Source organism: Roseivirga seohaensis subsp. aquiponti (assembly GCF_001267955.1).
Classification (GTDB): Bacteria; Bacteroidota; Bacteroidia; order Cytophagales; family Cyclobacteriaceae; genus Roseivirga; species Roseivirga seohaensis.
The window spans coordinates 88,762-114,341 of record NZ_JSVA01000018.1 but is presented as its reverse complement, the minus strand read 5'-3'; the positions used below and the strand labels follow the sequence as shown (position 1 = coordinate 114,341).

18 protein-coding genes are annotated in these 25,580 nt (G+C 40.2%); 7 read left to right on the top strand and 11 right to left on the bottom strand.

Going from position 1 to position 25,580, the window contains the following annotated elements; genetic code table 11:
• Window positions 1-7: 7 nt before the first annotated feature.
• From OB69_RS15525 to OB69_RS15510, 4 genes are all read right to left on the bottom strand, one after another.
• The gene (locus OB69_RS15525) at window positions 8-8,908 is read right to left on the bottom strand and encodes an MBG domain-containing protein (protein ID WP_053224666.1); all 8,901 of its coding nucleotides are present in this window, start codon (window positions 8,906-8,908) and stop codon (window positions 8-10) included.
• Between the two features lie 191 nt (window positions 8,909-9,099).
• Window positions 9,100-9,975 carry a hypothetical protein gene (locus tag OB69_RS15520; protein ID WP_053224665.1) on the bottom strand — a complete coding sequence of 292 codons (876 nt, stop codon included), beginning with the start codon at window positions 9,973-9,975 and terminating at the stop codon, window positions 9,100-9,102.
• A 110-nt stretch (window positions 9,976-10,085) separates the two neighbouring features.
• Window positions 10,086-10,814, bottom strand: coding sequence for a LytR/AlgR family response regulator transcription factor (locus OB69_RS15515; protein WP_053224664.1), 729 nt, complete (start codon window positions 10,812-10,814; stop codon window positions 10,086-10,088).
• A 131-nt stretch (window positions 10,815-10,945) separates the two neighbouring features.
• Entirely contained in the window at window positions 10,946-12,898 is a 1,953-nt protein-coding gene (locus OB69_RS15510; RefSeq protein WP_082338199.1) for a sensor histidine kinase, read from the bottom strand.
• Window positions 12,899-13,116: 218 nt separating this feature from the next.
• Between OB69_RS15510 and OB69_RS15505 the strand changes: the two genes are divergently transcribed.
• From OB69_RS15505 to ppgK, 4 genes are all read left to right on the top strand, one after another.
• The gene (locus OB69_RS15505; protein WP_053224662.1) at window positions 13,117-13,695 is read left to right on the top strand and encodes a MarC family protein; all 579 of its coding nucleotides are present in this window, start codon (window positions 13,117-13,119) and stop codon (window positions 13,693-13,695) included.
• The gene (gene rnhA / locus OB69_RS15500; RefSeq protein WP_053224661.1) at window positions 13,692-14,153 is read left to right on the top strand and encodes a ribonuclease HI; all 462 of its coding nucleotides are present in this window, start codon (window positions 13,692-13,694) and stop codon (window positions 14,151-14,153) included. The genes OB69_RS15505 and rnhA overlap by 4 nt, the downstream gene beginning before the upstream one ends.
• Before the next feature lie 77 nt (window positions 14,154-14,230).
• Window positions 14,231-14,950 (top strand): tRNA1(Val) (adenine(37)-N6)-methyltransferase, encoded by a 720-nt coding sequence (locus tag OB69_RS15495; RefSeq protein ID WP_053224660.1) that lies wholly within the window; start codon window positions 14,231-14,233, stop codon window positions 14,948-14,950.
• Window positions 14,951-15,031: 81 nt separating this feature from the next.
• Window positions 15,032-15,775, top strand: coding sequence for a polyphosphate--glucose phosphotransferase (gene ppgK, locus OB69_RS15490; protein ID WP_053224659.1), 744 nt, complete (start codon window positions 15,032-15,034; stop codon window positions 15,773-15,775).
• Window positions 15,776-15,933: 158 nt separating this feature from the next.
• Here the strand turns inward: ppgK and rplI are convergent, their stop codons facing one another.
• The 5 genes from rplI to cdd all read right to left on the bottom strand — a co-directional run bounded on the left by rplI (window position 15,934) and on the right by cdd (window position 18,304).
• The gene (gene rplI / locus OB69_RS15485; protein WP_053224658.1) at window positions 15,934-16,380 is read right to left on the bottom strand and encodes a 50S ribosomal protein L9; all 447 of its coding nucleotides are present in this window, start codon (window positions 16,378-16,380) and stop codon (window positions 15,934-15,936) included.
• 25 nt (window positions 16,381-16,405) lie between these two features.
• Window positions 16,406-16,657, bottom strand: a complete 252-nt coding sequence (gene rpsR, locus OB69_RS15480; RefSeq protein WP_053224657.1) for a 30S ribosomal protein S18 — start codon at window positions 16,655-16,657, stop codon at window positions 16,406-16,408.
• On the bottom strand, window positions 16,654-17,019 hold the full coding sequence (gene rpsF / locus OB69_RS15475) for a 30S ribosomal protein S6 (protein WP_053224656.1): 366 nt from the start codon (window positions 17,017-17,019) through the stop codon (window positions 16,654-16,656). The genes rpsR and rpsF overlap by 4 nt, the downstream gene beginning before the upstream one ends.
• 155 nt (window positions 17,020-17,174) lie before the next feature.
• Window positions 17,175-17,816 carry an alpha/beta hydrolase gene (locus OB69_RS15470; RefSeq protein ID WP_053224655.1) on the bottom strand — a complete coding sequence of 214 codons (642 nt, stop codon included), beginning with the start codon at window positions 17,814-17,816 and terminating at the stop codon, window positions 17,175-17,177.
• A complete protein-coding gene (gene cdd / locus OB69_RS15465) occupies window positions 17,816-18,304 on the bottom strand; it encodes a cytidine deaminase (RefSeq protein ID WP_053224654.1) in 489 nt (162 codons plus the stop codon). Before cdd ends, OB69_RS15470 begins: the two co-directional genes overlap by 1 nt.
• Before the next feature lie 131 nt (window positions 18,305-18,435).
• On the opposite strand from cdd, the gene OB69_RS15460 reads away from it, so the two are divergent.
• Complete coding sequence (locus tag OB69_RS15460; RefSeq protein ID WP_053224806.1) at window positions 18,436-19,776, top strand: saccharopine dehydrogenase C-terminal domain-containing protein; 1,341 nt, start codon at window positions 18,436-18,438, stop codon at window positions 19,774-19,776.
• A 56-nt stretch (window positions 19,777-19,832) separates the two neighbouring features.
• On the opposite strand, the gene OB69_RS15455 is transcribed toward OB69_RS15460, so the two are convergent.
• Entirely contained in the window at window positions 19,833-22,175 is a 2,343-nt protein-coding gene (locus OB69_RS15455; RefSeq protein ID WP_053224653.1) for a penicillin-binding protein 1A, read from the bottom strand.
• A 204-nt stretch (window positions 22,176-22,379) separates the two neighbouring features.
• On the opposite strand from OB69_RS15455, the gene OB69_RS15450 reads away from it, so the two are divergent.
• A complete protein-coding gene (locus tag OB69_RS15450; protein WP_053224652.1) occupies window positions 22,380-23,063 on the top strand; it encodes a hypothetical protein in 684 nt (227 codons plus the stop codon).
• 67 nt (window positions 23,064-23,130) lie between these two features.
• On the opposite strand, the gene OB69_RS15445 is transcribed toward OB69_RS15450, so the two are convergent.
• Window positions 23,131-24,648: a beta-1,3-glucanase family protein gene (locus OB69_RS15445; RefSeq protein ID WP_053224651.1), complete on the bottom strand. Its 1,518-nt coding sequence runs from the start codon at window positions 24,646-24,648 to the stop codon at window positions 23,131-23,133.
• 157 nt (window positions 24,649-24,805) lie between these two features.
• Here OB69_RS15445 and OB69_RS15440 point away from each other — a divergent pair, with 157 nt between their 5' ends.
• Window positions 24,806-25,525: a DsbA family protein gene (locus OB69_RS15440; RefSeq protein WP_053224650.1), complete on the top strand. Its 720-nt coding sequence runs from the start codon at window positions 24,806-24,808 to the stop codon at window positions 25,523-25,525.
• The last annotated feature ends 55 nt before the right edge of the window (window positions 25,526-25,580 follow it).

Sequence of the window (25,580 nt, the reverse complement as noted above, 5' to 3'; positions counted from 1 at the left end):
AGTTGTCTTATTTTTTGATCATTACTTTTTTCCTTACCACAGATTTTCCATCAGTAATTTGAATAATATAAATACCGCTGGCGTAGCCCGAAACATCTAATTGAAGGATCTTCTCTGCAAAGGATTTTCTGCTGAACAATGGAGACCCTGAAGCGTCTGCTATATCTATATCCAGCTTTTCACCTCCCAAATCAGATAAATCAATATTTAGTATTCTGCTTGCGGGGTTAGGGAATATACTGATGGCTTCTGGATTAATCTCTCCGTCATCTACTCCTGTGATTATAGCGCCTTCACCAGATACATCCACAGAAACGTTACCAGCATTAGTAATGAACTCAATAGTTCCCGAATAAACTTTCACTTCCGTTGGTTTAAAACCGAAGGCGATGGTTCTGCTTTCTCCTGGGTTTACTATGATTCCTGTAACTGCTCCAATGAATCCTTCGGGGAATAAGACACTGTTGACAATCAATGCTGCTTCTCCTTCATTGTGGATTGTAATATCGAAGTTGCTTGTTAGTCCTAAAGCCGTTACAGGAATATCGATATTTGAGGTAACTCGAAGTTCAGGTTCTGCCACATTAGTGACTGTTATGGTAATCGCTTTCTCGAAAACTCCTCCTCTACCGTCATCGGTTTTCACCCGAATGCTGTAACTCGTCTTAGTTTCGAAATCAAAAACAGAGGCTGCTTTAAGACTTGTGCCCTCAATAACAAACTGCGCATTGTCTGTACTTCCTGTTCCCGTTACCAAACTATAAGTGTGTCCAGTAGATTGATCAGAATCTATTGTAGTGAAACTTCCTATCACCGCTCCCACCTGATTGTTCTCTGCAATGTTGGATGAGCTTATCGTTATGTCGGTTGGTGACAGATTGGTCACATATACTTCGCCTGTTAGTGAGCCTGACAATGGGTTATTGGCTGCATCTAAAATACTGCCATCGTCTTTTAGGTTTAGGCCTATGCTGCCTTGGCCTGATATGCCGATTACGGTTATGTCATAGGTTTTGGCATCTACTTGGGTCACAGAATTCAGGGTACCTGTTGCTGTGCCTGTCAAAATCACTTCAAAGTCTGTCAAATCTACGCCTGTTACATCTTCTGAGAAGATTGCTCTAAAGCCTACACTGGCTTTTAAGATTAGATTAGAGGTTTTTCTTGTGATTGAAGTTATCCTTGGCGCAGTACCATCAAAGGTGCTACTAATTGTATTGCCCGCTTTGTTGGAATTCCCAGGGGTATCAGTGACTTTATTGGCTGGAAGACCCACCGTCACTGTACCGTCTTTTCCTGGAGTAATTTCTACTTTCCATTGTTTGCCTACAACAACTTCTACCAAATTACTGGCTGTACCATTTGTTACTTGAATATCACTTAAAGCAAAACCTGTTACCACTTCATCAAAGCTAATATTCACTTCAAATTTGGTATTCGTCAATGTCCCTACAGCGGTGGTCAGCGTTACTGCTGGTGCTACTCCATCTACCAAAACACCCGCTGTACTAGCCACATTATTTAGGGCAAGTATGGCATCAGTGCCAAATTCATCTCGAATACTTCCTCCTCTCAGTTCGATTGAGCTTACCAATACCAAACCATCAGAATCTAGGTCACCTTCTTCCACAGTATAGCTGAAGGTAGCTGTTGTAGCAGCGATTACAGAGCCTTTCAGGCTCGCAGCCCTAGAACTGGAACCAATGGTCAATGGCAAACTAGGTGCACCTGTAATGGTAACAGGCAGAGCAAAGTTTACAGTAAAGCTCATCTCATCGCCAATGGCGTAAGTACCGTCATTTGGAACAGAAACAGAGGTAACAAATGATGCCTCCACAATGGTCAATGTTCCAGCTACCAGGTTGAAACTGTAGTTATTGTCGCTGCCCCCGCTCAAGGTAATAGGTGCTGTTCCAGCCACTGTGGTCTCATCTGCCGTTGTCGAAGCTGTTGGCTCTGAATCGATCACCGACCTATCATCACCATTTACAAAGCCTGAATAACTGATGGTAAACGCTGGATTGGCCTGCCCCACTGCTCTTTGTTTGTCTTCCGCAGTGGCGGTTAGCGTAGCTTTTTCAATAGTCAGGGTACTGTTATTCGTTATTAGTGAATAATTATTGGCCGATCCACCAGACAGCGTGATATCATAAGTACCTGCATCACTTGTCTCATCTGCAGTTGTACTGGCAACTGGCACTGTGATATCACTTTCCTTATCTCCGTTCACAAAACCTGTATAACTAATTGTGAATTCAGGATTGGCTTCTCCATAGGTCTTCGACTTATCATCAGCAGTTACTGTTAGTACTGCTTTGTTGATAGTAAGTGTTCCACTGGCCAGGATGAAGCTGTAGTTATCAGCAACCCCTCCTGTCAGGTCAATATCGTAAATACCTACTCCTGTGGTAGCATCTACCACTGTTGAAGCCGTTGGTTCGGTAGTAATCACTGACTTATCCTCGCCATTTACAAAATCTGTGTAAACAATGGTGAAGGCTGGATTAGCATCACCATAAGTTTTAGACTTGTCTTCTGCCGTAGCTGTGATAGTTGCCTTGCTGATGGTCAGGGTTCCGCTCGTTAAGTTGAAGCTGTAATTAACAGCTGTTCCACCAGCAAGGTCGATATCATAAGTTCCTACTCCTGTTGTAGCATCTGCGGTTGTTGAAGCGCTTGGTTCGGTAGTAATCACTGACTTATCGTCTCCATTCACAAAGCCTGTGTAAGCAATGGTGAAAGCTGGATTGTCTTCGCCATAGGTTTTAGACTTGTCTTCTGCCGTGGCAGTTAGTGTAGCCTTACCGATAGTCAGGGTTCCGCTTGTTAAGTTGAAGCTGTAGTTATCAGCTGTTCCACCTGCAAGGTCGATGTCATAAGTTCCTACACCGGTTGTCGCATCTGCTGTTGTTGAAACGGTTGGTTCGGTAGTAATCACTGACTTATCCTCACCATTTACAAAACCTGTGTATGCAATGGTGAAGGCTGGATTGACTTCGCCATAAGTTTTAGACTTGTCATCAGCTGTGGCAGTTAAGGTTGCCTTGCCGATAGTCAGGGTTCCGCTTGTTAAGTTGAAGCTGTAGTTATCAGCTGTTCCACCTGCAAGGTCGATATCATATTTTCCTACACCTGTTGTCGCATCTGCTGTTGTTGAAGCAGTTGGCTCGGTAGCAATCACTGACTTATCCTCGCCATTCACAAAACCTGTGTAAACAATGGTGAATGCTGGGTTCGCTTCGCCATAAGTTTTAGACTTATCTTCTGCCGTGGCAGTGATGATTGCCTTATTAACCGTCAGGTCTTGGGTTGCATCAGTAGCGGCTGCATAGCTGGCATCTCCAGCTTGCGAAGCCGTAATGGTTGTTTTACCAGCACCAACAATGGTGACTGTATTTCCGCTAACAGTCGCCACACTAGTGTTCGAACTAACATAAGTAACAGCCAGATTAGAAGAAGCCGTAGCTGTCAGGTCAAAATTCGCATCGCCATAGGTTTTGGCTTCCAAAGTATTGAAAGTGATGCTTTGGCTGATTTTACTAACCTCACCTTGCAAGCTACTTTCTACAGCTGTTCCTGCATTCAATCCATCATTTGGTGTTACTTCAAAGCTGATGTACTTATCTACATCGGCACTGGTTAGATCATAAGTTAAAGCTGTTGCTCCAGTAATGGCTGTTTTATTGGTGCCATTGGAATCGTCCGATCTGTACCATATGAAAGTGGAACCACTTTCGGCATCATTATCAGCATCACCATAAGTATAAGATCCTGTCAAGGTTTCGCCTACTGTCAAGGTTCCTGTAAAATCTACACCTGTTGCTGTAGGTAAAGCATTCAAGGAAATATTGACTCCAGTGGCATCTGAGGCTAAACTATTCCCGCCAAAATCGGTGACCAAATTATTGTTGTTGGCATAAGTGATGTTCAGATTCAACAGAGCATTGGTCAAATCAGCAACGGTCAATACCAGTTTGTTGTCTTCAGCAGTTCCATCAGTTATGGTTTGAACTGTGAAATTGATGCTATTGGCATCAGTCACGGTGAAATCTGTTGGGTGAGTACCTAGCGTTTTAACTGGCTCGCTGAAGGTTAGAGTGATTTGAGTTTCGCTGTCCTTAGTAGCACTTACCAAAGTTGGAGCTGTTTGATCTAAATCGATAATTGCGCCTGTCCCATCCAATGGATAAACATTTCCAGCCAAATCTGTAATTGTACTTCCACCTGAGTGAAGCACTTCAAAATCGCCCAATAAAGCGCTGAGTGAATTGAATGTCAATACTATCTTATTATCTCCTACAGTTCCGTCTGAAGCTGAAACAGCATTTTCAAACTTGCCATTTCCACCATAAACCGTAATGCTGGTATGACCATTAGCTCCTGGCGCTACCACCTCACTAAAGGTTAAAGTGATCTGAGTGTCACTGTCCTTTGTAGCACTTACCAGACTTGGAGCCGTTTCATCATTGGTCACATTGATAGATGTAGCCGCAGTATTGTTATTACCAGCAATATCCGTTGTCTTGTTGGCTGCAACACCAACAGTTACCTGACCATCGGCTGATGGAGTGATTTTCGCAGTATAAACACTTGCGCTCGTGGCGCTAAAGCTACCCGCTGTTCCATTGGTTACAGAAATATCATTTACATCGAAGCCTGACACATCTTCTGAGAAAGTGAAGGTAGCCGTAAATGAACCTCTTTGAGGGTCATTGGCATTGCTTGTAATAGTTACGGTTGGCTGAGTGAGTTCAATTACTAAGGTTTTAGCTGCTGAAACAGGAGAATAATTCCCCGCATTATCTAACTCCTTTGCGGTAATTGAATAAGTACCCGCTGACAAGCTTGTTCCTTCATGGTCGAACAACCAGGTTCCTTGAGCATTGGTTGTGGTAATTCCAATACTCGTTCCATCAATAAACACCTCTACCCTGCTGTTTGCCGTTGCATTTCCTCCTATAATTAAGGTTTGGTCATTGGTGATAAAATCTGAGTTCGAAGGCCCTCTATCGGTACCGACAGCCCCTACACTTGGAGCCGAAACCGGGCCTGTAAGGTCTATCTGCAAGCTAAAGGCAGAAGAAGCTGCTGACTCATTGCCCGCCAAATCTGTTGCTTTGGCAGTAATGCTGTAAGTGTTTTCTGCCAAGGCATCCCTAGATTGATCTAAAGTCCAATTGCCATTAGCATCGGCATTGGTTGTGCCCACACTGGTGTTGTCAATAAATACCTCAACCGTAGTATTGGCTTCCGCAGTGCCATGAATCTCAATGGCATCATCATTGGTCAATCCATCTGAGTCGCTTACACCTGTATCGTTGCTAATACCAGTTACCACTGGAGCACTAGGAGCTGTGATATCAATGGTTACACTTAGGGCTGTTGACTCAGCTGACTCATTGCCAGCAGCATCTGTAGCTTTGGCAGTGATACTATGTGTATTCTCTATAAGGGTTGAACCTGTATGATCATAAGTCCAATTGCCTGAGCCATCGGCTGTGGTATTCCCAATACTGCTTCCACCAATAAATACTTCTACAGAAGCATTGGCCTCAGCCGTACCGCTGATTTCCAGGGTTTGATCATTGGTTACGCCATCTGTATTGCTGCTTCCTGCATCTGTTGAAATGCTTGCAACAAGTGGCGCTGACGGAGCCGTTTCATCATTGACTACCCTTAGTTCTGATGCAGCTGTATTTCCATTACCACCCGCATCCTGTGCCTTATCGGCAGCAACATTTACGGTTACATTTCCATCAGCCAATGGAGTAATGGTAACCGTATAAATTTTCGCACTAGTTGTATTGAAACTACTTGCCGAACCATTAGCTACTGAGATATCGCTTAGATCAAAGCCTGAAACATCTTCGTTGAAAGTAAAAGTTGCTGTAAAGGCTCCACTTACCGTATTGGAAGAACTGGTAATTGACATGTATGGTGCTGAAGTATCAACTCTTACATCTGCAGCACCAGAAACACTAATAGAAGTGCTGGCATCATTTCCTGCTGCATCTTGAATTGTTCCTCCGTTAGTATTTATTGCAGAAACGCTAACACCATTGCCATCAATATCACCGGCAACTGTTGTGTATCTGAACACCAAAGTTTTTGTACCTGAACCACTATGATATGCTGCAGCTCTATTCTGGCCGCCCATGGCGATAGTAACGCTTGGCGTGCCATTGGTTTCATCTACTAGTACTGTTTCGCTAAATAAATAAGTAACATCCACGTTTTCTGTCAGGCCATAAGTTTTACCTACAATGGTACCTGTAGAAATCGATGGAGCGGTAATATCTACTGTAATATCTAATGCGGTTGAAGTAGCCGACTCATTGCCAGCGGCATCAGTAGCCTTGGCAGTAATGCTATAGCTCGCCTCTGGAAGCGATGATCCCGTATAATCGAAAGTCCAATCACCAGCACCGTCTGCCGAGGTATTTCCTATGCTGTTACCACCAATAAACACCTCTACTGAAGCATTCGCCTCAGCCGTTCCACTGATTTCCAAAGTTTGGTCGTTGGTTAAATTATCTGTGGCACTACTTCCAGCATCTGTTGAAATACTTGCAACAATTGGAGCAGCTGGAGCAGTTTCGTCATTGATTACACTGAGCTGGGTAGCTGCTGTGTTGTTATTACCTGCAGCATCAGTTGCTTTATTGGCAAGTACATCGATATCCACATCGCCATCGGCTGCTGGGGTTATCGTAGCTGTGTATATTTTGGCACTGGTTGCATTAAAGTTGCTAACGGCCGCATTCGATACTGAAATATCTTCGGAAGCAAAACCAGAAACATCTTCGCTAAAAGTGAAGGTTGCAGTAAAGGCTCCGCTGGTCGGGTTTGAACTACTAGTAATAGTGACTGTTGGTGGCGTATTGTCTACTTCAACATTATAGCTTTCTTCCGTTCCTGGAGCTTGATCGAAAAGGGCTGCACCGTCTGTTTGGGTGCCTTCAAAAATATCAATCATAAAATCGAAGGCCGCATGGCTAGTATTATTCGAGTTGGTGAAAAATGCTCTACCACCTGCTAGGTTTCCAGATGTATGAGCATAGAATGCACGATTTCCCGAACCAATAAAATTATCTAGTGTGATACTATATACTGAGCCTGAAGTTAACTGAGAAGGACTTGAAACCGTAAAAGTCTGCCCTGAAGCGTCAGTGCTATTTGAAATATTTATTGTCTCTTCAGAAAGTATCGCATTGATATCATTTCTTACGGTTGTATTAGAGGCATCGCCTTGGTAAATTCTCAGTCTTGCAGTACCTGAAAAAGTATGGTTACCAGGTTTCGCGAATAATGTAAAGGCAGTAAGGAAATTATTGCTCGCAGCCGTAAATGATTGACCAATCAAGTCCTGATTCAAGTAATCATTCTCTGTGGTTTGCTGATGTGCAACTGCTCCGTTACTATAGGTTATACCAACAATGTCGTTCGTACCAGCAGTACCATCAATACCCTTTAACTTCAATGATAGCGCACCATCTACTTGGTTAAGGTTATTCACTGTTACATCGTAAGTACGGGGATCTACTTGACTAACATTGGAAACTGAACCTCCAACAGTAGAGCTTACGGAAAAGTCGTCACTACTTACATTTTTTACATTTTCACTAAATGTTACCCGAAATACCGGAGTGGTGTTCGAATAAATGGTAGCATCGGTAGGTGTTTGCCTAGTTATTGACTGAACTGTAATAAGGTTATTCACCTGTTGCGCAGTACTTTCAACCGCATCACCAGTATTGGTACCGTCCGAAGGGGTGACTTCAAAACTAATGAACTTACCAGCGTCAGCGGTAACAAGGGTATAGGTTGTATTGGTTGCTCCCGCAATAGCTGCCTTATTGGTACCTGAAGCATCATCTGCACGATACCATTTAAAAGTAGATCCGCTCTCTGCATCGGACTGGGGATCAGAAAAATTGTAAGTACCAGTCAATTGTTGACCTACCTCTAGTGTACCTGTAAACGCCACATTGCTAGCCACCGGAGGATTAACAATCGTAAAAGATTCATCTGTACCTGGCGCGGTAGCCCCCAAAGGCACACTCAAGTCAGTTGCTGCTGTTCCTACAAAATAATAGTCGAGACCAGTATGAAAACCACCAAGATCGGGATGATAACCGTTTCCATCCGCATAAGGATTGCGGGTTGTACCCATGTAATTAGCGCTTCCCGAACCCGTACCTTTCTCCCAAGACCAGGTGTAGGTGCTTCCTGCGGTTAACGAAGCAGGTGTAGAAAAGACGTATGTTTCTTGACCAGAACCACTGGATACATTGATCTCTTCTGTTGCCAGTGGTGCACCGCTCACCGTTTGTCCTGCAAAGATTTTGAGTGTAGCGGTCCCTGAATAGGTATGAAATGGAGGATTCTTGTACAGTGTAAGACTGTGTAATATACCGGTGTTGAGGGCTTTGAAAGACTGGCCTATCAGGCTGCCATCTCCAGAATCCTGGTTATAGATGCCCGAGTTATTGACGTCTGCAACAGGAAATAGTTTTATGATGTTATTGCTACCCGCTCCATCAACACCTTTAATATCTAAGCCTATCGTTCCTTCCGAATTCGTAATGCCCGTTACTTTAATATCAAAAACTGCATCACTAATTCTGGTAAAAGATGAGATAACTCCCTCTCCGGCAACTGTACCGCTAAGCACGAAATCATCAGTAGAAACTCTGGCTACATCATCACTGAAAGTCACCCTAAATGTCACCTCATCGGCATTTGTAGTGGCATCAGTGGGGGTTTGACGGACGATCGAAACAACTGTAGGATTACCTACCTCAGAATAATTATTTATTCTTCCTGAAGCAATTAAAGACTGACTGATTAGTATAAAAAACAAAAGACAGTACAACTGAGTAAATGAGTACTTAAGCTCTTTCCACATTTCTATTGATTTTAATTCAATATGAAAGTGCAGCTGATTATTGCGAGGAAATTAGAAATGTGCGTGAACGCCTAATATTTGGGTGTGAAGATTGGAGATAAGGGAATTGAATTTAAGTTGGGAGTCGAATACTGGTAATGGTTGATAAACGATAGTCTATAGATAGAAAGCTTGGAATTTGGTACCTTATCTCATTTATCGGTATGTGGTAAAATACCCACTAGCTCTACATCAGAAGATTCCGCCAATTGGCGCGGGGTAATAACAGTTTCTTTTACTTGCAAAGAAGCTAAAGGTTTAGACGATGTAAACGACTGATGGAAAAAATCTGTACTTAATTTTAAGTCTGGATGCACCTTTATTTCAGGGTCTGCTTCCATTTCATTCACTTCTAATTCAAAGCCAACATTTTTGTAGACCATCGCTACTAAAGTAGAGCATGCCACCATTTTTTTCTGGTGGCTATTACTGTATTCATTAATGAGTGACTGAATGATATCAATCATTTTTTTGGCGCCCCATTCTCCTAAATGCTTTTCGAGCATTTTATACAAAGCACCATCTGTATAACGCAAAGAACAAATAACAGCTAAAAGCCAAGCGGCTTCATAGGAATACGGAATGGATACATCATCATAAAAAGTTCGTATTGCTGAATTGATTTTATCTTGGAAATGAACGGGTCGATTTTTCCTTCGGTACACATAAATATTTTTCACCCCTTCCCCTCTCAGAGTAGCTTCAAGTTCGGCTTGCCCTATTCCTGCACGACCTGCTTGAACAATTCTATCTAAATTCTCAGGTATTTTATTCTGTCCTCGATTAACATCTACGTTTCCCCAAATGGCCGCATGATAGATATTTCTGTAGTCTTTCCCTTCTTTACCTGGGTCGAACCAAGGAATTAGATAGAGCAACAGATAAAAAGCAGCGTGCATTCGCTTTTTTGGATCTTCTTCAAAATAGTCTTTCTTAAGTTCATCTAAGAATTTGACATAGCTGAAGTCTTGATTTTCGAAAATGAGAATATCTCCAATTTGCAGATCGGATTGCCTTAATACCTTCATGTTCTTTGAATTAAACCTCAATATATCTTTTAATGAAATTCGCTCAAGGTTTTGTGCGCCAGATGTCTAATAAAAGGCGTAAACGTTAGAGTTTAAGGAGGGAAGTAAGTTTACAGCATTTGTAAGCGATTGATCAAGTTGTCTTTATATGATTTTCCTAATGGTATTTCATTACCATTAATTCTTACCACAAACAGATTTAAATCAATGTCCTCAATTTTTGAAGCATTCACAATATGTGACCTATGGGTTTGCACGAAAACGGAAGGATCAAGCTTTTCGGCAATATCTTTTAGCGATTGCCTCAAAACATATTTTTTAGCAGGTACATGAAGTATGCTATACTTATCCTCTACTTCAACCCAGAAAACATCATCAATATCCACCTTAATTAATCGATTTCGCTCCTTTACAAAAAAGGAATTACTCGCCAGTATCACATTTGATTCCTCCTCTAAAGCTCGGTTATCCTCTGTATGTGCTCTGCAAAAGGCTAATTCAATGCTACGTTGAAGTGTGTCTGGGTCAAAAGGTTTAATTAAATAAGCATACGGTGCGGTTTCTTTGGCCTTTTCAAATGTCTCTTTATCATCGAAAGAAGTAATGAATATAATTGGTGTGTGTTGAACAGATTGAAACTCCCTTGCTACGTCAATCCCTGTCATTTCTCCGTTTAGGTTAATATCCATTAGAACAATGTCAGGCTTGCTGGTCTTGAATAATTTTAGGGCTGTTTTTCCTTCTTGGGCAACACCAATAACCTGATACCCGAGTTCATCAATGAACATTTCAAGGGTATCGGAGTAGTTGGGCTCGTCTTCAACTATAAGAACATTCATACTTTTGGTTAAGAGTAAAAGCAGCTCAAAGTAATGTATAACTCTTTACTAAAAACACCTTTTCAAACAACTTTCAAATAATTCCATTATAAGTACAACAGAAATCCAAACATCTCTAATTTTTCTATGAGTTAAGCAGTGGGTAAAGTCACGGTAAATGTTGTACCTACATTCAATTTGCTCGTTACAGCAATATGTCCCCTGTTCATCTGTACAAATTCATTACAGAGCTTCAGGCCTAAACCAAAGCCCTTTTCACCCCTCTGCCCTATGTGCCCTTGTACATTTGAATTAAACAGTTGGGCTAAAGTCTGTTTATCCATGCCAATACCTTGATCTTCAATTTCTAACTCTACAAAATCATTTTTTTGCTGAGTTGAAATCTTTATTCCACCTCCATCTTTGGTAAATTTCAGTGCATTGCTCAACAAGTTTCGGATAATTGTAGAAGTAGTGTTTACATCTGCAAAAACATACTTAGCAGATATTTCGCATACTATACTGATGCCCTTAGATTCGGCCAAAGACCGATATAGCTCAATATTTTCGTTTACCAAAGCGGATAGATCTAGCTTAGCAGGATGATGAGGGACTCCACCTGTTTGCGATGTAGCCCAATTGAGTAAATTGTTTAGCAAATGGTTCAATTGATCTATAGACTGATCAATCTTTGCCCCCATTTCAAGCAGTTTTTCTAGTTTTTCCTTCCTTATAAAGTATTCAAGTTTTTGCCCTACTCCCTGTAAGGCAATCATTGGACTACGAAGGTCGTGGGCAATAATGGAAAAGAACTTATCTTTAGTTGCATTGGCCTCTTTCAGCTCTTGGGTTCTTTCTTCTACTTTCTGTTCTAAAACTTCCCGCTGCTCGCTTAAAAGTCTCGTTTTAAACTGCTCCTTTTCCAGTTCCTTTTCGGCAATTTCCTTACGCATTCCTTTAATTCTGGCTGCTAGAGCAAAAGAAAGCAGTACTACCTCTATGGCACCTCCAAATTCAATTCCATAAGCGGTTACCCAATGCTCACCTATAAGCCCCGCCCCACGGAAGGTCATTAATATAATACCTAACATGTAGGGTATCCATGCAATTACATAATAAATGGCAGTGGTGTACCCTTTAAAATAGGTTCTCAGACCAATTATAATGTAAGAAGGAAATGTGATGATAACCAGTAGTCTACCAAACAAGAGTAACTCGGTAGCGGTATAAAAAAGACTGAGTATAGCCAGTAATAAACTAGCAAAACAAATAACCCATAAAAAAGCATTCATTTTTGGGTCGAACTTTTTCAAGTTCAAGAAATTAGCAGCAAATCGGCTTGAGAAAACCATACTGAGGCTTCCGAATGTTAGATAAATGTGTTGATCGAGGGCTGGGTTGTTCGGCCAAATAAAATAATACCCAAATCCATTTAGCACCAATGATGCGCACAATCCCATAATGGTAGCTCCCACATAAAAAAGATACGAGGTGTCTTTTAAAAACAGATATAACAGAAAGTTATATGAGGCCATTATGAACATCAAACCAAAAAACACTCCCAGTAAGAGCATTCTGGTCATTTGATGAGCATTGTATTCTGATTTTGGCTTGATTAGAATTGGTACGGCCATGCTCACAATAGTTTCTACTCGAACATAAATCGTGTTATTTTCTATATCTGGATCGATTGGAAAGGCATACACAATTCCGCCATAATCATTTGTTCGTGGGGAATAAGCATGCCCCGCCTTTTGTTCCTTCCATACGGTGTCGACAGACGTCTTTGTGAACACACTAATGTAATCCAAAGAAGGTTGGTTTATCTCTAGCATTAAAGGCCCTGATGGCGGATGAGTCAGTTCAATTCGAAACCAATAAGGCCTATGATCAAACCCAAAGTTTGGCGACTTAAGAGGGGTTGCATCAAAAGCACTTTGCACTTCACCCAGCTGTAGCTCATCAATTGATAATTTGCCCGCACTATCGACAAAATAGTGAATACTGTATTCAAGGTTTGAAGATGTATTTTGTGCAGACAGATTATGAGAGGTTAAAAAACCTGTATACAATACTAAAAGACCTATAATGAGCCTAAATTCCAAAGTGGTAAATAATTCAGTTGAGTATATAGTAAGCTAAGAGCAATCTATAATCAATTTATTAAGTGTACAAAACGAATTGATAAGCGGTGAGTCGTTCTGAGGTTTACGATTCTAAAATTCAATTGTGTATTTAAGATTTAATAATTCGTTTACAGTTTTTACTCATCATTTACTGGTCAATTCAACTTTCAATTTCCTAGCTTTGTCAAAAAAAAGCGATGTTCAATTTCAAGGAAATTCTATCTGTAACCCTGATCTTATTTTCAGTTATCGATATTCTGGGTTCTATTCCGATTGTTATCGACCTGAGAAAAAAAGTAGGCCATGTTCAATCAGGAAAAGCAACTTTAGTCGCAGGCATCTTAATGATCCTCTTCCTTTTTGTAGGCGATAATCTTCTGGGCTTATTTGGAATCGATGTGGGTTCTTTTGCTATAGCCGGAGCTATCATCATGTTCATTATAGGAATGGAAATGATTTTGGGCAGAAGTTTCTTTAAAAATGAACCTGTTGAAGGTGCAAATAACACGTCATCTATTGTTCCGATTGCTTTTCCGCTAATTGCCGGAGCAGGCACACTCACCACTATAGTTTCTATCAAAGCGGAATACAGTGAACTTAATATTCTGGTGGGAATCGTTGTTAACTTGGCCTTTGTTTACTTAGTATTAAAATCTACCAACTGGTTAGAGAAAAAGATAGGTGCAGGCGGAATCAGTGTTTTGCAAAAAGTATTCGGTATTATTCTTCTATCAATCGCCATCAAACTTTTCAAAGACAACATTATTAATCTATGATTATTATCTATACTGACGGTTCTTCTCGTGGAAACCCTGGCCCTGGAGGTTATGGCACAGTACTTAAGTACAAAGAACACCGAAAAGAACTTTCAGAAGGCTTTAGAAAAACCACCAACAACCGAATGGAGTTACTCGCTGTGATCATGGGTTTAGAAGCCATTAATGTAGCCAACGCCCCTGTAACCGTTTATTCCGATTCTAAATATGTAATCGACTCTGTTGAAAAAGGTTGGCTTTGGGGCTGGATTAAAAAAGGTTTTAAAGGAAAGAAGAATAAAGATCTCTGGCTGCGTTTTGCTGAAGTGTATAAAAAACACCGTGTCACTTTTCAATGGGTGAAAGGCCATGCGGGTAATATTGAAAACGAAAGGTGTGACCAATTAGCGGTAGAAGCAGCCATGGGAAATGACTTGAAAGTTGACACCGAGTTTGAAAATGGCATCAACGATTTTTAAGTTAAAAGGATCATATTTTATCTGAGTACCCAGAATTGATAATTCCCAATTCGTAAATCTAAATTCTAAGCTTCGCAATGGCCAATTCATTCTTTCAATTTAAGCAGTTCAGAATAGAGCAGGGCAATTGCGGAATGAAAGTAACCACCGAAGGTTGCTTGTTTGGTGCTCTTAGGCTAACACCAAGTACTTTCAATCCTAAGCGAATTCTAGATATTGGAACTGGCACCGGGCTTTTGGCACTAATAAAGGCCCAACAAACTGATGCCTTTATTGATGCGGTAGAAATTGACGAAACCGCATTTAAACAAGCGAAAGTAAACTTTGAGAGCTCACCTTGGTCCAATCGCTTATCTGCATTTCATACAGATTTACTCGAATTCGAACCAAACCACCTCTACGATTATATCGTCTGCAATCCCCCATTTTTTCAGGACAATCAGCTTGGAAGCAATCGCCAAAAGAATCAAGCCATCCATAATTCCAGTCTTACTTTTGAAGATTTGGCTACCAGCATCTCCAGACTTTTGAATTCTGAAAAAGGAATTGCTTCGGTTATTTATCCAGAGTATGAAATGAGTTTATTTAGCCAAAAAATGCAAGAAAGGGGTTTTCATGTAGTGGCCGACATTAGAGTTCTTAATCAAAGGAGCAAACCTGTTTTTAGAAAGGTAAAATCATTTTCTCTAATAAAGCCTGAGTTAGAAATTACCGAAACCTTGATTATTAAAGAAGAGAATGGCGCATACACCGATCAATTTACCCACCTTCTAAAGGACTATTACCTCCACCTGTAATCTGAATTTGAGCAGAAACTATTAATTGTTGCAGAGCCTGATTTATCTAAATATCTTCACCCCAATTACTCATTAAATAATATGCAAGTTTTAGGAATTGACATTGGTGGTACTGGAATCAAAGGCGCTATTGTAGATACAATAACAGGTCAAATGGTTTCGGAAAGGTACAGGCTAGACACCCCCCAACCTTCTACACCAGAGGCCTTGGCCAAAACTGTAAAAAAGTTAATCGATCATTTTGAATGGAAAGGCAATGTGGGTTGTGCATTTCCTACCGTGGTTATTAAAGGAAAAGCTATATACAGCAGCAATTTAGACGATTCTTGGGTGGGTACACAAATAGACAAAACGCTTAGTAAATATTGCGATGGTCTAAAATTCACTGTAATAAATGATGCCGATGCTGCTGGCATTGCAGAAATGCGATTTGGTGCTGGTAAAGGCCTCGATGGCCTTGTCATTACAATTACTATTGGCACAGGTCTAGGTAGCGGTGTTTTTTACAATGGGCAGCTCATTCCTAATTTTGAACTAGGCCGCATCTATGGCATTGATGGAAATGTAATTGAGCATTATGCAGCAGGTTCTGCCAAAACCAGAGAAGACTTAAGCTTTAAAGAATACGGAAAACGTTTTAATTTCTTTCTGAAGCATATAGAAAGAATCTGTTCACCAGACCATATTATTATTGGAGGCGGCTTGAGCAAGAAAATACATAAGTTCGAAAAGCATATTAAAATTAACACTCCATATTCTGTATCGGCCAAGCTTAACAATTCTGGTATTGTTGGGGCGGCCATGTATGCGGCTGAAAAGGGATAAACTCAGAGCAGTAACCTCTCCCCCCTATTTGCCTTATAACGAAACAGTATATTACAACTAAAATAATGGCTTCAACTTATAACTAGAAGATTCATTAGTCATAAAAAAAGCGGCTGAATCAGTGATTCAGCCGCTTTTTAATTCTATATCCTAAGGGATTACTCAGCTACAACGTTGAATTTAACGTCTTTCTTCACCGACTTATGCAAATCGATTTCAGCCTCGTACTCACCAATCATTTTCACTTCACCTTTGAAAGAAATTTTCTTTCTGTCAACTTCCACACCTTTGGCAACTTTTAAAGCATCAGAAATTTGTAGGGTAGTTACCGCTCCAAAAATCTTTCCGCTATCACCAGCCTTTGCTTTAATTTCAAGTACAGTATCTCCAATCGCATCAGCAATTGCTTGAGCATCTGCCATGATTTTTTCAGCTTTGTGTGCCATTTGCTTTACTGTTTCTTCAGTGTGCTTCTTGTTAGATGCACTAGCGATAACAGCAAATCCTTGTGGAATAAGGTAGTTTCTTCCGTATCCTGGCTTTACAGCAACAATATCGTTTTTATAACCTAAGCCCTTGATATCAGTCTTTAATATTACTTCCATTCTGCTCTACTTTTAAGGGTTCAAATTATTTCAAAGAATCAGTTACGTAAGGTAAAAGTGCAATGTGTCTTGCTCTTTTAACCGCCTGAGCTACTTTCTTCTGATACTTTAAGCTTGTTCCAGTTAATCTTCTTGGCAGAAGTTTACCTTGTTCGTTTACAAACTTTAAAAGGAAATCAGGGTTTTTGTAATCAACGTACTTAATACCGCTCTTTTTGAATCGGCAATATTTTTTCTTCTGTTGATCTCTGTTTACTGGTTCGTTTACGAGTGTCATACTGCTGCCTCCTCTTTTTTAGATTTGTTGAATGCGCCTTTTCTTCTTTTTTCGTTGTACTCTATCGCGTGCTTGTTCAAAGCAGTGGTCAAGAATCTCATTACCTTTTCGTCTCTTTTAAACTCTACTTCTAAAGTTTTGATTAGGCTTGGGTCGGCTTTGAATTCAATCAAATTGTAGAAACCAGTAGACTTGTGTTGAATTGGATAAGCCAATTTCTTCAAGCCCCACTTCTCTACGTTTATTATCTCTGCTCCATTGTTTTTAAGCAAAGTTTCAAAACTTCCGACAGCATCCTTCATCTGATCATCAGACAAAACGGGATTTAAAATGAATACTGTTTCGTAATTGTTCATGTTAATGATTTAATTATTTCGGGCTGCAAAGATAGGCAATTACAACAAAAAACCACACGAAAGTAAAAGATTGTATTTCAGGAAAATTACCTTCACAAAAAAGACAGCCATCTCATTAAACGCCAAACACTTAATTCATCGCAAAAAGTACTAAATCAAGGCTATTCTGCTGCAATTTCAAGCAGCACCTCACTTGAAAGCTCGTGTAAGCCTTTAAAGGTTTTTACCCTTGGCTTTATATCCAAATGTTTGGCGATGGTCTCTTGCTCTTCCATTACACCAGCAGATAGATATTGGTCATCGGTTCCATATACCCAATACACCTTTTTGCCCTTTAGCCGCTCTTTGCTTTCTAATGGAGGCAAATCAGGAGGGAAAATGCCTGCCCAAAGAATAAGTTTATCAAACTTAACATTGGTTTGGGTAGCAAAACGCGAAATGGTAGCTGCGCCTTGCGAAAAACCCAAAAGGTTCACTCGTACATCAGGTTTTAGCTGCCTTTTTATAGAATTAAAAACCCGATCCAAATAGGTTAAATAATTTTCTATGTCCGAAAGTCGATCTTCTTTGGTCATCCATGTAGCCCCTACTCTTCCCGTAAATCCCTCTAAATAATATCTAGAAAGCCCTTCAGGAGCTACAATTAAAGTTTTTCCATCATTCAACACTTCGAACTTTCTAATAAAATACTTAGCCAATTGACCGTGCCCATGACAAACCAACCAAAGTTGTTCAATATCATCTGAAGCCTGACCTAAGGTGTGAAATCTAGCATTGAACTCAAAGCTTATCTTGTGCTCCATTATGAATTAAGATCTTTGTTCGAAAATTTAAAAGGCAGGAAGTTATCAACTGAATCGGACTCGTAAACACTCCCATCCGTTGCTGGCAAATAGATTTTAATATGCTGCTCCTGATTATTTTCGTATTCACTCATTACCTGACGGCAACTTCCGCAAGGTGTAGCCATTTTAAATTGTTCTTGACTCGCTGGTTTGGCCACTATGGCTACTTTAAGAATTTGACAATCTGGAAACTGCGACTTCGCTGAAAAGAAAGCAACACGTTCAGCGCAAAGTCCAGCAGGATAACAGGCATTTTCTTGATTGTTTCCTGAAATGATTTTGCCGTTGTCTAAAAGTAATGCGGCCCCTACTTGAAAATTAGAATACGGAGCATATGCTCTTAGTGCAGATTGTTTAGCTGATTCTATTAAGTTTTGTGTTACTTCATCAAGCTCATCCGCTTCATATTGTGTTAGTGATACTTCCTTTTTAATTATCCTAGGCATTAATTTTTTCTTGATGTGCGCTTGGAATATACGAATCCTTTTTGATTCAGATGCTTGAATCAGGATTTGTTGAAATATGTTTGGGCGGCACAAAAAAAATTGACAGCTTGGCGGCCAAACCTAATGAACCTATGAATCGCATATTAATTCTTGGGGCTGGACGCTCTGCAACTTCATTAATCAACTATTTACTATCTGCTGCCGAAGAAAATGATTGGCATGTAACTGTTGGCGATTACGCCCTTCAGCTTGCCGAAGAAAAGGTAAAGAATAGTGAAAGAGGAAGTGCAATTGCTTTTAATGTTAGAGAAGAGCAAGAAAGAATTAAAGTAATATCAGAAGCAGATGTGGTGATTTCGATGTTACCCGCATCTTTCCATCCTACAGTGGCAGAAACCTGTTTATCCTTAAATAAACACTTACTCACCGCTTCGTACGTATCAGACGATATGCGGGCTTTAAATGAGCAAGCAAAAACAAAGGGATTGCTCTTTTTGAATGAGTGTGGCCTAGATCCAGGGATCGACCATATGTCGGCCATGAAGGTGATAGACAAAGTGAGAAGCAAGGGCTTAGAGCTCCGCGCTTTTGAATCGTTTACTGGCGGACTTTTAATGCCCAACCCAAATGACGATAACCCTTGGGAGTATGGCTTTACTTGGAACCCCCGAAACGTAGTACTGGCGGGCCAAGGCACAGTAAAATTTATTCAGGAAGGAAAGTTTAAGTTCATTCCTTACCATAAGCTTTTTAGAAGAACAGAGATGATCCATATTCCTGGACATGGCTATTTTGAGGGCTACGCCAATCGAGATTCATTAATGTATATGGACGTTTATAACCTCCATAATATTCAAACGCTTTTTAGAGGGACACTGAGAAGACCTGGCTATTGCAAGGGCTGGGACGTTTTTGTACAGTTGGGAGCCACAGACGATACTTATCAAATGGATGGTGTGAATCAAATGACGCATCGGCAGTTTATCAATTCTTTTCTTTCTTATAACCCAAATGATTCTGTTGAATTAAAACTAGCTCATTATTTAGGTTTAGAACTGGACGGCCCAGAAATGCATAAACTAAGGTGGTTAGATATGTTTGAAGAAACGCCTGTTGGACTTCAGAAAGGCACACCTGCGCAAATTTTAGAGCATATACTCAAAAAGAAATGGACGATTGGCCCTGACGAGAAAGACCAAATAGTGATGTGGCATTTGTTCGACTACGTTGAAAATGGGAAGACAAAACGTATTCGTTCGGCCATGGTAGCCAATGGAGAAAATGCCAACGAAACTGCTATGGCAAAAACCGTAGGTTTCCCATTAGGGGTGGCTACTAAATTGCTGCTGCAAGGAAAAATCGAAGCCCGCGGTGTGGTTATTCCTATTACCCCAGAATTCTATGAGCCTATTTTGAATGAACTTGACGAGCTTGGCTTCCACTTTATTGAGGAAGAGGTTGATTTAGATTAAGCGCATTCCAAACTAAAAAGGCCAGTTGATTTATACATCTACTGGCCTTTTTAGTTTTAGCCTCCTCCACTTTTCTTCTTTTCTTTCTTGTCCTTTCGTTTAAACAAGTTTCCAATTTTTGAAAAGATGCCTTCTTTTTCTTCCTCAGTTTTGGTATCGAATTTCATAGGCTTAGGTTTTTCATCATTGGTAAAAATCCGTTTAAGAAAACCATCTTCTTCCACCGGTTTACAACCCATTTGATTGAGCACTTCGATTGACGGTGGAGGAAATTTCGCCCTTGTAATGGAATTGAAATTTTTATCTCCATTCATTTTCTGCATCATTAATCCATATATAGGCAATGCGGAATTTGCCCCTTGGCCCATAGCGGTGGTTCTAAATCCAATACGATGATCATCAACTCCTACCCAAGTAATAGTCAATAGCTTTGGAGTAATCCCTACAAACCAACCGTCTTTATTCGATTGTGTAGTACCTGTTTTGCCCGCAATGTCATTGCTCAATCCATACTTCCAACGCAGACGAGAAGCGGTACCTTCATCGACAGTAGCTTTTAGCATTTCAATAATAGCCTCGCGAGTTGTTTCAGAAAAAGCAGGGGCTTCACTTACTTCTGGTTTGAATTCTGCAATTAATTCTCCTCTGCTATCTTCAATGCTTGTAATGAAATACGGTTTTACTGTTCTAGATGAATTGACATAGCTAGAATAAGCTTCAATCATTTCTATTAGGCTAATTTCGGCAGTTCCAAGAGCAATGGAGGGTACTTGAGGCATGCTAGAGGTTATCCCCATTCTTTGCGCTTGCCCTATTACATTTTGTAAACCGGCATCCTCAAGCACTTTCACCGCTACAGTATTGACAGAATTACTCAGAGCCCCCTTCATTGAGTAATTGAGGTCGTAATTTCCTTCGTCACCAGAGTTGGTAGGCGTCCAATTGTCGTAATTGGTATAAGTTACCTGTTGGGCAGAATAGTGTTTACACGGGTCAATCCCTGCTTCTAAAGCGGCAGTATAAACAATGGGCTTAAATGTAGAACCCACCTGCCTTTTAGCCTGACTCACATGGTCGTATTGAAAATGCTCGAAGTCAATTCCGCCAATCCAGCTTTTTACTGCACCCGACCGGGGGTCAATAGACAACATTCCTGTGTTCAAAAACTTTAAATAATGAACAGCACTATCAATCGGACTGGCTTTCACCACCTTTTTCCCCGACCAATCAAAAAGCTCCATTTCATACTTTACAGCTAATGAATCCATGATTTGTTTTTTGGTTCTTCCAGAAGCTTTTAGTGCTTTGTATTTGGGGAGTCTCTCTATTGTACTTTCAATCAAAGAAGCATTTTTCAACCAAGGTGCATTCTTTCCATAACTTTCTTCAAAATCCGTTTGAAGCTTACTCATATGCTCCGTCATGGCCTCCTCTGCCATTCTTTGCATGTCGTAATCCAAAGTGGTATAGATTTTCAAACCACTGGTATACAGGTTATATTTATCACCTTTTTCGTCCTTATTATGCTTTGTCCATTCTTCTAAAGTCTTTCTTACCTGCTCCCTAAAATAAGGCGCAAGTCCATCTTCATGGCTAAACCCTCTATATGAAAGCTGTAGTTTTTCCTTCTTAGCTATTGCAACTTCTTCAGCTGTTAAATAGCCATAGCGCGACATTTGGTTCAACACAACATCCCTTCTGGTTTTGCTCCTTTCAGGGAAAATCCTTGGGTTATACAGGTGCGAAGCTTTAAGCATCCCTATCAAAACGGCAGATTCTGTAAGGGTTAATTCACGTGCTTTTTTACTATAAAACTTACCCGCAGCGCTCTCAATACCAAAAGTATTATCACCAAACGGAACCGTATTTAAATAAAGCGTAATGATTTCTTCTTTGGTATAAGCTTTTTCTAAACGAGTAGCAATGATAGCTTCCCGTGTTTTATTAACTGGCATACTAAATATACCGTGGTTCTTTCTGGGGAAGAGATTTTTAGCCAACTGCTGAGAAATCGTACTTCCTCCGCCAGATGATTCATCTTGCAGCAATAGACTTTTGAAAATAACCCTTAACAAACTGCGGTTGTCAATTCCTTCATGATCATAGAACCTTGCATCCTCTGTTGCAATTAGGGCGTCAATCAAGTGTTTAGGAATTTCATCATAACCTATCGGCTGCCGATCGAAAATATAGAATTTACCAATGAGTTTCCCGTTAGAAGCATATACTTCAGAAGCTTTGCTCTGCCTAATTTCGGTAAGTTGATTTTGATTTGGAAGTGGTCCCCATACTTGCAAATAAACACTGAGGTAAAAAAGTAGAATTGAGAGGACACCAAACAAAGTAATTCTCAAAGTCCATTTTAAGAACTTACGTTTTGGCTTGCGTGATCTAGTCATTTGTGTCTATTATGGTTCAGCAAAAATATGCACTTGCCATGCCGAAAACATCATCTTTTTTAATATGCCTTCCAACTTCATCTGAACCAATATTATTGCACTGAATAACAACTTTTTTCCCGCCTTAAATTTTCATTTTGAAAAAAGTTTTCTCGATTTGAAAGAAAGGTTTGATGATGGCATTTCCTTTTTTTAGTATTCGGAATGAAAAGCATTTTCTTTGATCGTTCCGAAGTGCCTGAGATTCTGGATAAAATCAGAGGCTTAAACTTTCAAACTCAATATGATTTCAATAAACACAGAGTTGAACTTGGTTTGGAAGGACAAGATCGTGAAGCTTATCTGCGTTTGCCCCTAATCTTGACCTGCAATCAAAATCTCGTTTTAGATTTTGAAAAAGAAGTAAACTACCTAATGCTTTTGGTGCAATCGGGCAGTGCGTCTGTAGGCGTGTTTAAAGGAGAAAAATGTTTAGCGCACAAAGTATTCGGTGCCTACATGGTTAGAAAGAAGCAGGGAAAAAGCCAGATCAAACATCTCAAAACCAAAGGAAAATCAAGAGCAGGTTCTCGTGTACGCTTGGCCAGTACTTTAGAGTTTTTCGAAAACATTAACCTTAGGCTTCAAGATCATTTCAAAGAATACGAATTTGATAGAATTGCCTTGAGTTGTTCTAAAATTCTAATCCCCTACTTATTTGGGTCGAAAGAAAGCACTCCCTTCGATAAAAAAGACGATCGCCTTTATAAAATCCCAAAACACCTGCATCAGCCCAACTTCGAGGTTATGCTCGGTATGCAAAAATACCTTAACAAAGCCGAGCTGGTATATGACGATGCATTTTTTGAGCAGTTTGATGAGTTAAAAAACAAAGGCACTTCATATTGAAGCACCTTTGTAAAGTTGAAAAAATTAGACAGTTGACAGTCCCACAACTGACAACTTTCTATTATCCTTAGGTTGTTGGTTTCGATGGAGCGGCCACACTACCGTTCCAAGCTAGACCTGCTCCCCAAACAAGAACTTTATTATTTATAACACAAGCTTGGGTAAGGCATTGGGTTGATCCACTTCCCTCCGCTACTTGGTTATTTTTAACCCATATATATTTATTGGCACCAAGTCCGCTAAACTCCATTTTTGTCCAATTTGGTAAGTCGGGAAGGAATCCACCATAGGCCCCGGCCGAATTTGGAAGATATCGCCAGTTCCCAATTCTTATTACACCTAAACCTTGACTTCCTGTTCCTATACCAAATTGATAAGTGCCAGATTGCGGCTGATTACTGCTGTTATCTGATGGCGCTGAATAATCCTTTGTAGCATCATCAGCAATCACATTCAGGGTAAGATCGGCTCCTAATTGAGAGGTTACTAAGACTTTGAGGTTTGAATCGGCATATGGAAACCCATAAGAGTTTGAGTTCTTATGTATCACCTGCGCGTATTGGTTGCCATCACCAGTAGCAAATGGCACTAAACCTGGAAACATGCCATTACTGTTATTTGCAGGATTGGTCATTGAAAAATATCCCTCATTAATACCAATCATGATTTCTCTAAATACAGAATTGGTAATTGTTCTTTCCGCCAGTGTGCTTGACGGATCATTTATAGCAGTTCTGTTTTGATGTATAGCAGTAAAAGTTTTACCACTATCAGTGGACCAATTCATATAACCACCATCACATTCATAAATGATTTGCGAGGTTAAATTTGCCTTGGTGATGTGACAAACTTGTTTACCATCAGCACTGGTAAGCTCTATAATATTATCCGAACCCGTTGCAGCATTTTTAAAACTCCCTGTCATTTGAACTGGACTCCCATCTTTTGGAGTATCCGACAGTATACTTAAGGAAGCTGGGTAATTGGCAGCTGTAGTATCGGTTAAACTGTTCAAATAAGTATCATAAGACCTATAGCTAGCAGGTACATGATTGGGCGCAAGAATTTTATCCTGACCTGTATTGGTTTTTATTACCGCAGCAGAACCTCCCGATGCACCACTATCTGTCAAAACTGCCTTTACTTGCCCTATGATAGAATCGGAAGCTTTGGCAGCCACCATTGGCGTTTTGTAACCTAAAGAGAATGATGCTCCTGCAGAATCAGTTCCTTCAAGCGTTAGAGGCAGTCCAAGAATATCAACATTAGATAAATTAATCCATACCGCAGTATCAGTGCTAGTTCGTGAAAACTCTATCCACCCATAATAATCAGTCCCCTGGGGTAACGGTGGGTTTGGATATTTACCATAGCCTACGTACAAGCGACCGCTTTTGATTGTATCAAAGGTGATGGCCATGTTCTCCGTCAAAGGAGTCACAGCCCCCACGGTTATTCCAGAAACTCCAGATGAAGCATCGGCTGTTAGTAATACGTAAAGGGCTTTACTTGGGTCTGGAGAAGATTGTTTTGCCAGTATAGAGGATGCGCCTCTTAGGTTTGCAATTTTAATAGTAGTACTCATTTTTGGTTGGGTTAATTTTAAAATAATAGCTAATGTAGGTCTTTAAGCTCCGTATTTCATACCCCTAAAGTATTACTCATCCTATACTAATTAATAACCAAAAGCATTTCACTAAGCGTTGAACTTACTGCACCACCTCTCTGTTGGTTTTTTTGATATGAAAGAAGAAAAATCATTTTGCGACCCTGAAACTGGTGAGTGCACTCCTTCTGAATTGGGAGAGTTTAAAGCAAAACCAGAACTAAATACCGATAATGAAATTATTTATGTTGGCGACCCGATGTGTTCTTGGTGTTGGGGCATTTCAAATCATTTAAAAACTTTGAAATCTGAATACCCACAATTTAAATTTTCGATTGTTGTAGGTGGTTTACGGCCTGGAGGTGGAGAAGCTTGGGATGATGAAATGAAGAAGTTTTTAAAACACCATTGGGAAGAAGTAACAAAAAGAAGCGGACAACCATTTGGTTATTCATTATTCGATAAGGAAAGTTTCAACTACGATACAGAACCTCCTTGTAGAGCAGTTGTTGCTTCGCGAAAATGGATGGGAGAAAATGAGCTTCAATTCTTTGAGTCAGTTTCAAGGAAATTTTATGTAGATAATGAAGATCCTAATGAATCAGAATTCTATAGATCAATTTGTCAGGAATTCAACATTCCTTTTGAACAATTCAAACAGATATTCGAAAGTGATGAAACAAAATACAGCACTCATCAGGAGTTTCAACTTAACCGTCAGTGGGGTGTAAAGGGTTATCCTACGGTGCTTTTTAAAAGTGGGAATCAACTCTTCCAAATCAATCACGGGTATACCGAATTTGAGCAAATGCAATTTGTGATTGAGAAAATTCTTAGCGAGGAAGTAAAATTATAGTTTATAGACATGTTGGTATAAAAAAAGGCTGCCCAATGAGCAGCCTTTAATATGT

Excerpts from the sequence above, each read along its gene's own strand:
- OB69_RS15525 (WP_053224666.1), bottom strand. The coding sequence starts at position 8,908 with ATGTGGAAAGAGCTTAAGTACTCATTTACTCAGTTGTACTGTCTTTTG.
- OB69_RS15520 (WP_053224665.1), bottom strand. The coding sequence starts at position 9,975 with ATGAAGGTATTAAGGCAATCCGATCTGCAAATTGGAGATATTCTCATT.
- OB69_RS15515 (WP_053224664.1), bottom strand. The coding sequence starts at position 10,814 with ATGAATGTTCTTATAGTTGAAGACGAGCCCAACTACTCCGATACCCTT.
- OB69_RS15505 (WP_053224662.1), top strand. The coding sequence starts at position 13,117 with ATGTTCAATTTCAAGGAAATTCTATCTGTAACCCTGATCTTATTTTCA.
- rnhA (WP_053224661.1), top strand. The coding sequence starts at position 13,692 with ATGATTATTATCTATACTGACGGTTCTTCTCGTGGAAACCCTGGCCCT.
- OB69_RS15495 (WP_053224660.1), top strand. The coding sequence starts at position 14,231 with ATGGCCAATTCATTCTTTCAATTTAAGCAGTTCAGAATAGAGCAGGGC.
- ppgK (WP_053224659.1), top strand. The coding sequence starts at position 15,032 with ATGCAAGTTTTAGGAATTGACATTGGTGGTACTGGAATCAAAGGCGCT.
- rplI (WP_053224658.1), bottom strand. The coding sequence starts at position 16,380 with ATGGAAGTAATATTAAAGACTGATATCAAGGGCTTAGGTTATAAAAAC.
- rpsR (WP_053224657.1), bottom strand. The coding sequence starts at position 16,657 with ATGACACTCGTAAACGAACCAGTAAACAGAGATCAACAGAAGAAAAAA.
- OB69_RS15470 (WP_053224655.1), bottom strand. The coding sequence starts at position 17,816 with ATGGAGCACAAGATAAGCTTTGAGTTCAATGCTAGATTTCACACCTTA.
- cdd (WP_053224654.1), bottom strand. The coding sequence starts at position 18,304 with ATGCCTAGGATAATTAAAAAGGAAGTATCACTAACACAATATGAAGCG.
- OB69_RS15460 (WP_053224806.1), top strand. The coding sequence starts at position 18,436 with ATGAATCGCATATTAATTCTTGGGGCTGGACGCTCTGCAACTTCATTA.
- OB69_RS15455 (WP_053224653.1), bottom strand. The coding sequence starts at position 22,175 with ATGACTAGATCACGCAAGCCAAAACGTAAGTTCTTAAAATGGACTTTG.
- OB69_RS15450 (WP_053224652.1), top strand. The coding sequence starts at position 22,380 with ATGAAAAGCATTTTCTTTGATCGTTCCGAAGTGCCTGAGATTCTGGAT.
- OB69_RS15445 (WP_053224651.1), bottom strand. The coding sequence starts at position 24,648 with ATGAGTACTACTATTAAAATTGCAAACCTAAGAGGCGCATCCTCTATA.
- OB69_RS15440 (WP_053224650.1), top strand. The coding sequence starts at position 24,806 with ATGAAAGAAGAAAAATCATTTTGCGACCCTGAAACTGGTGAGTGCACT.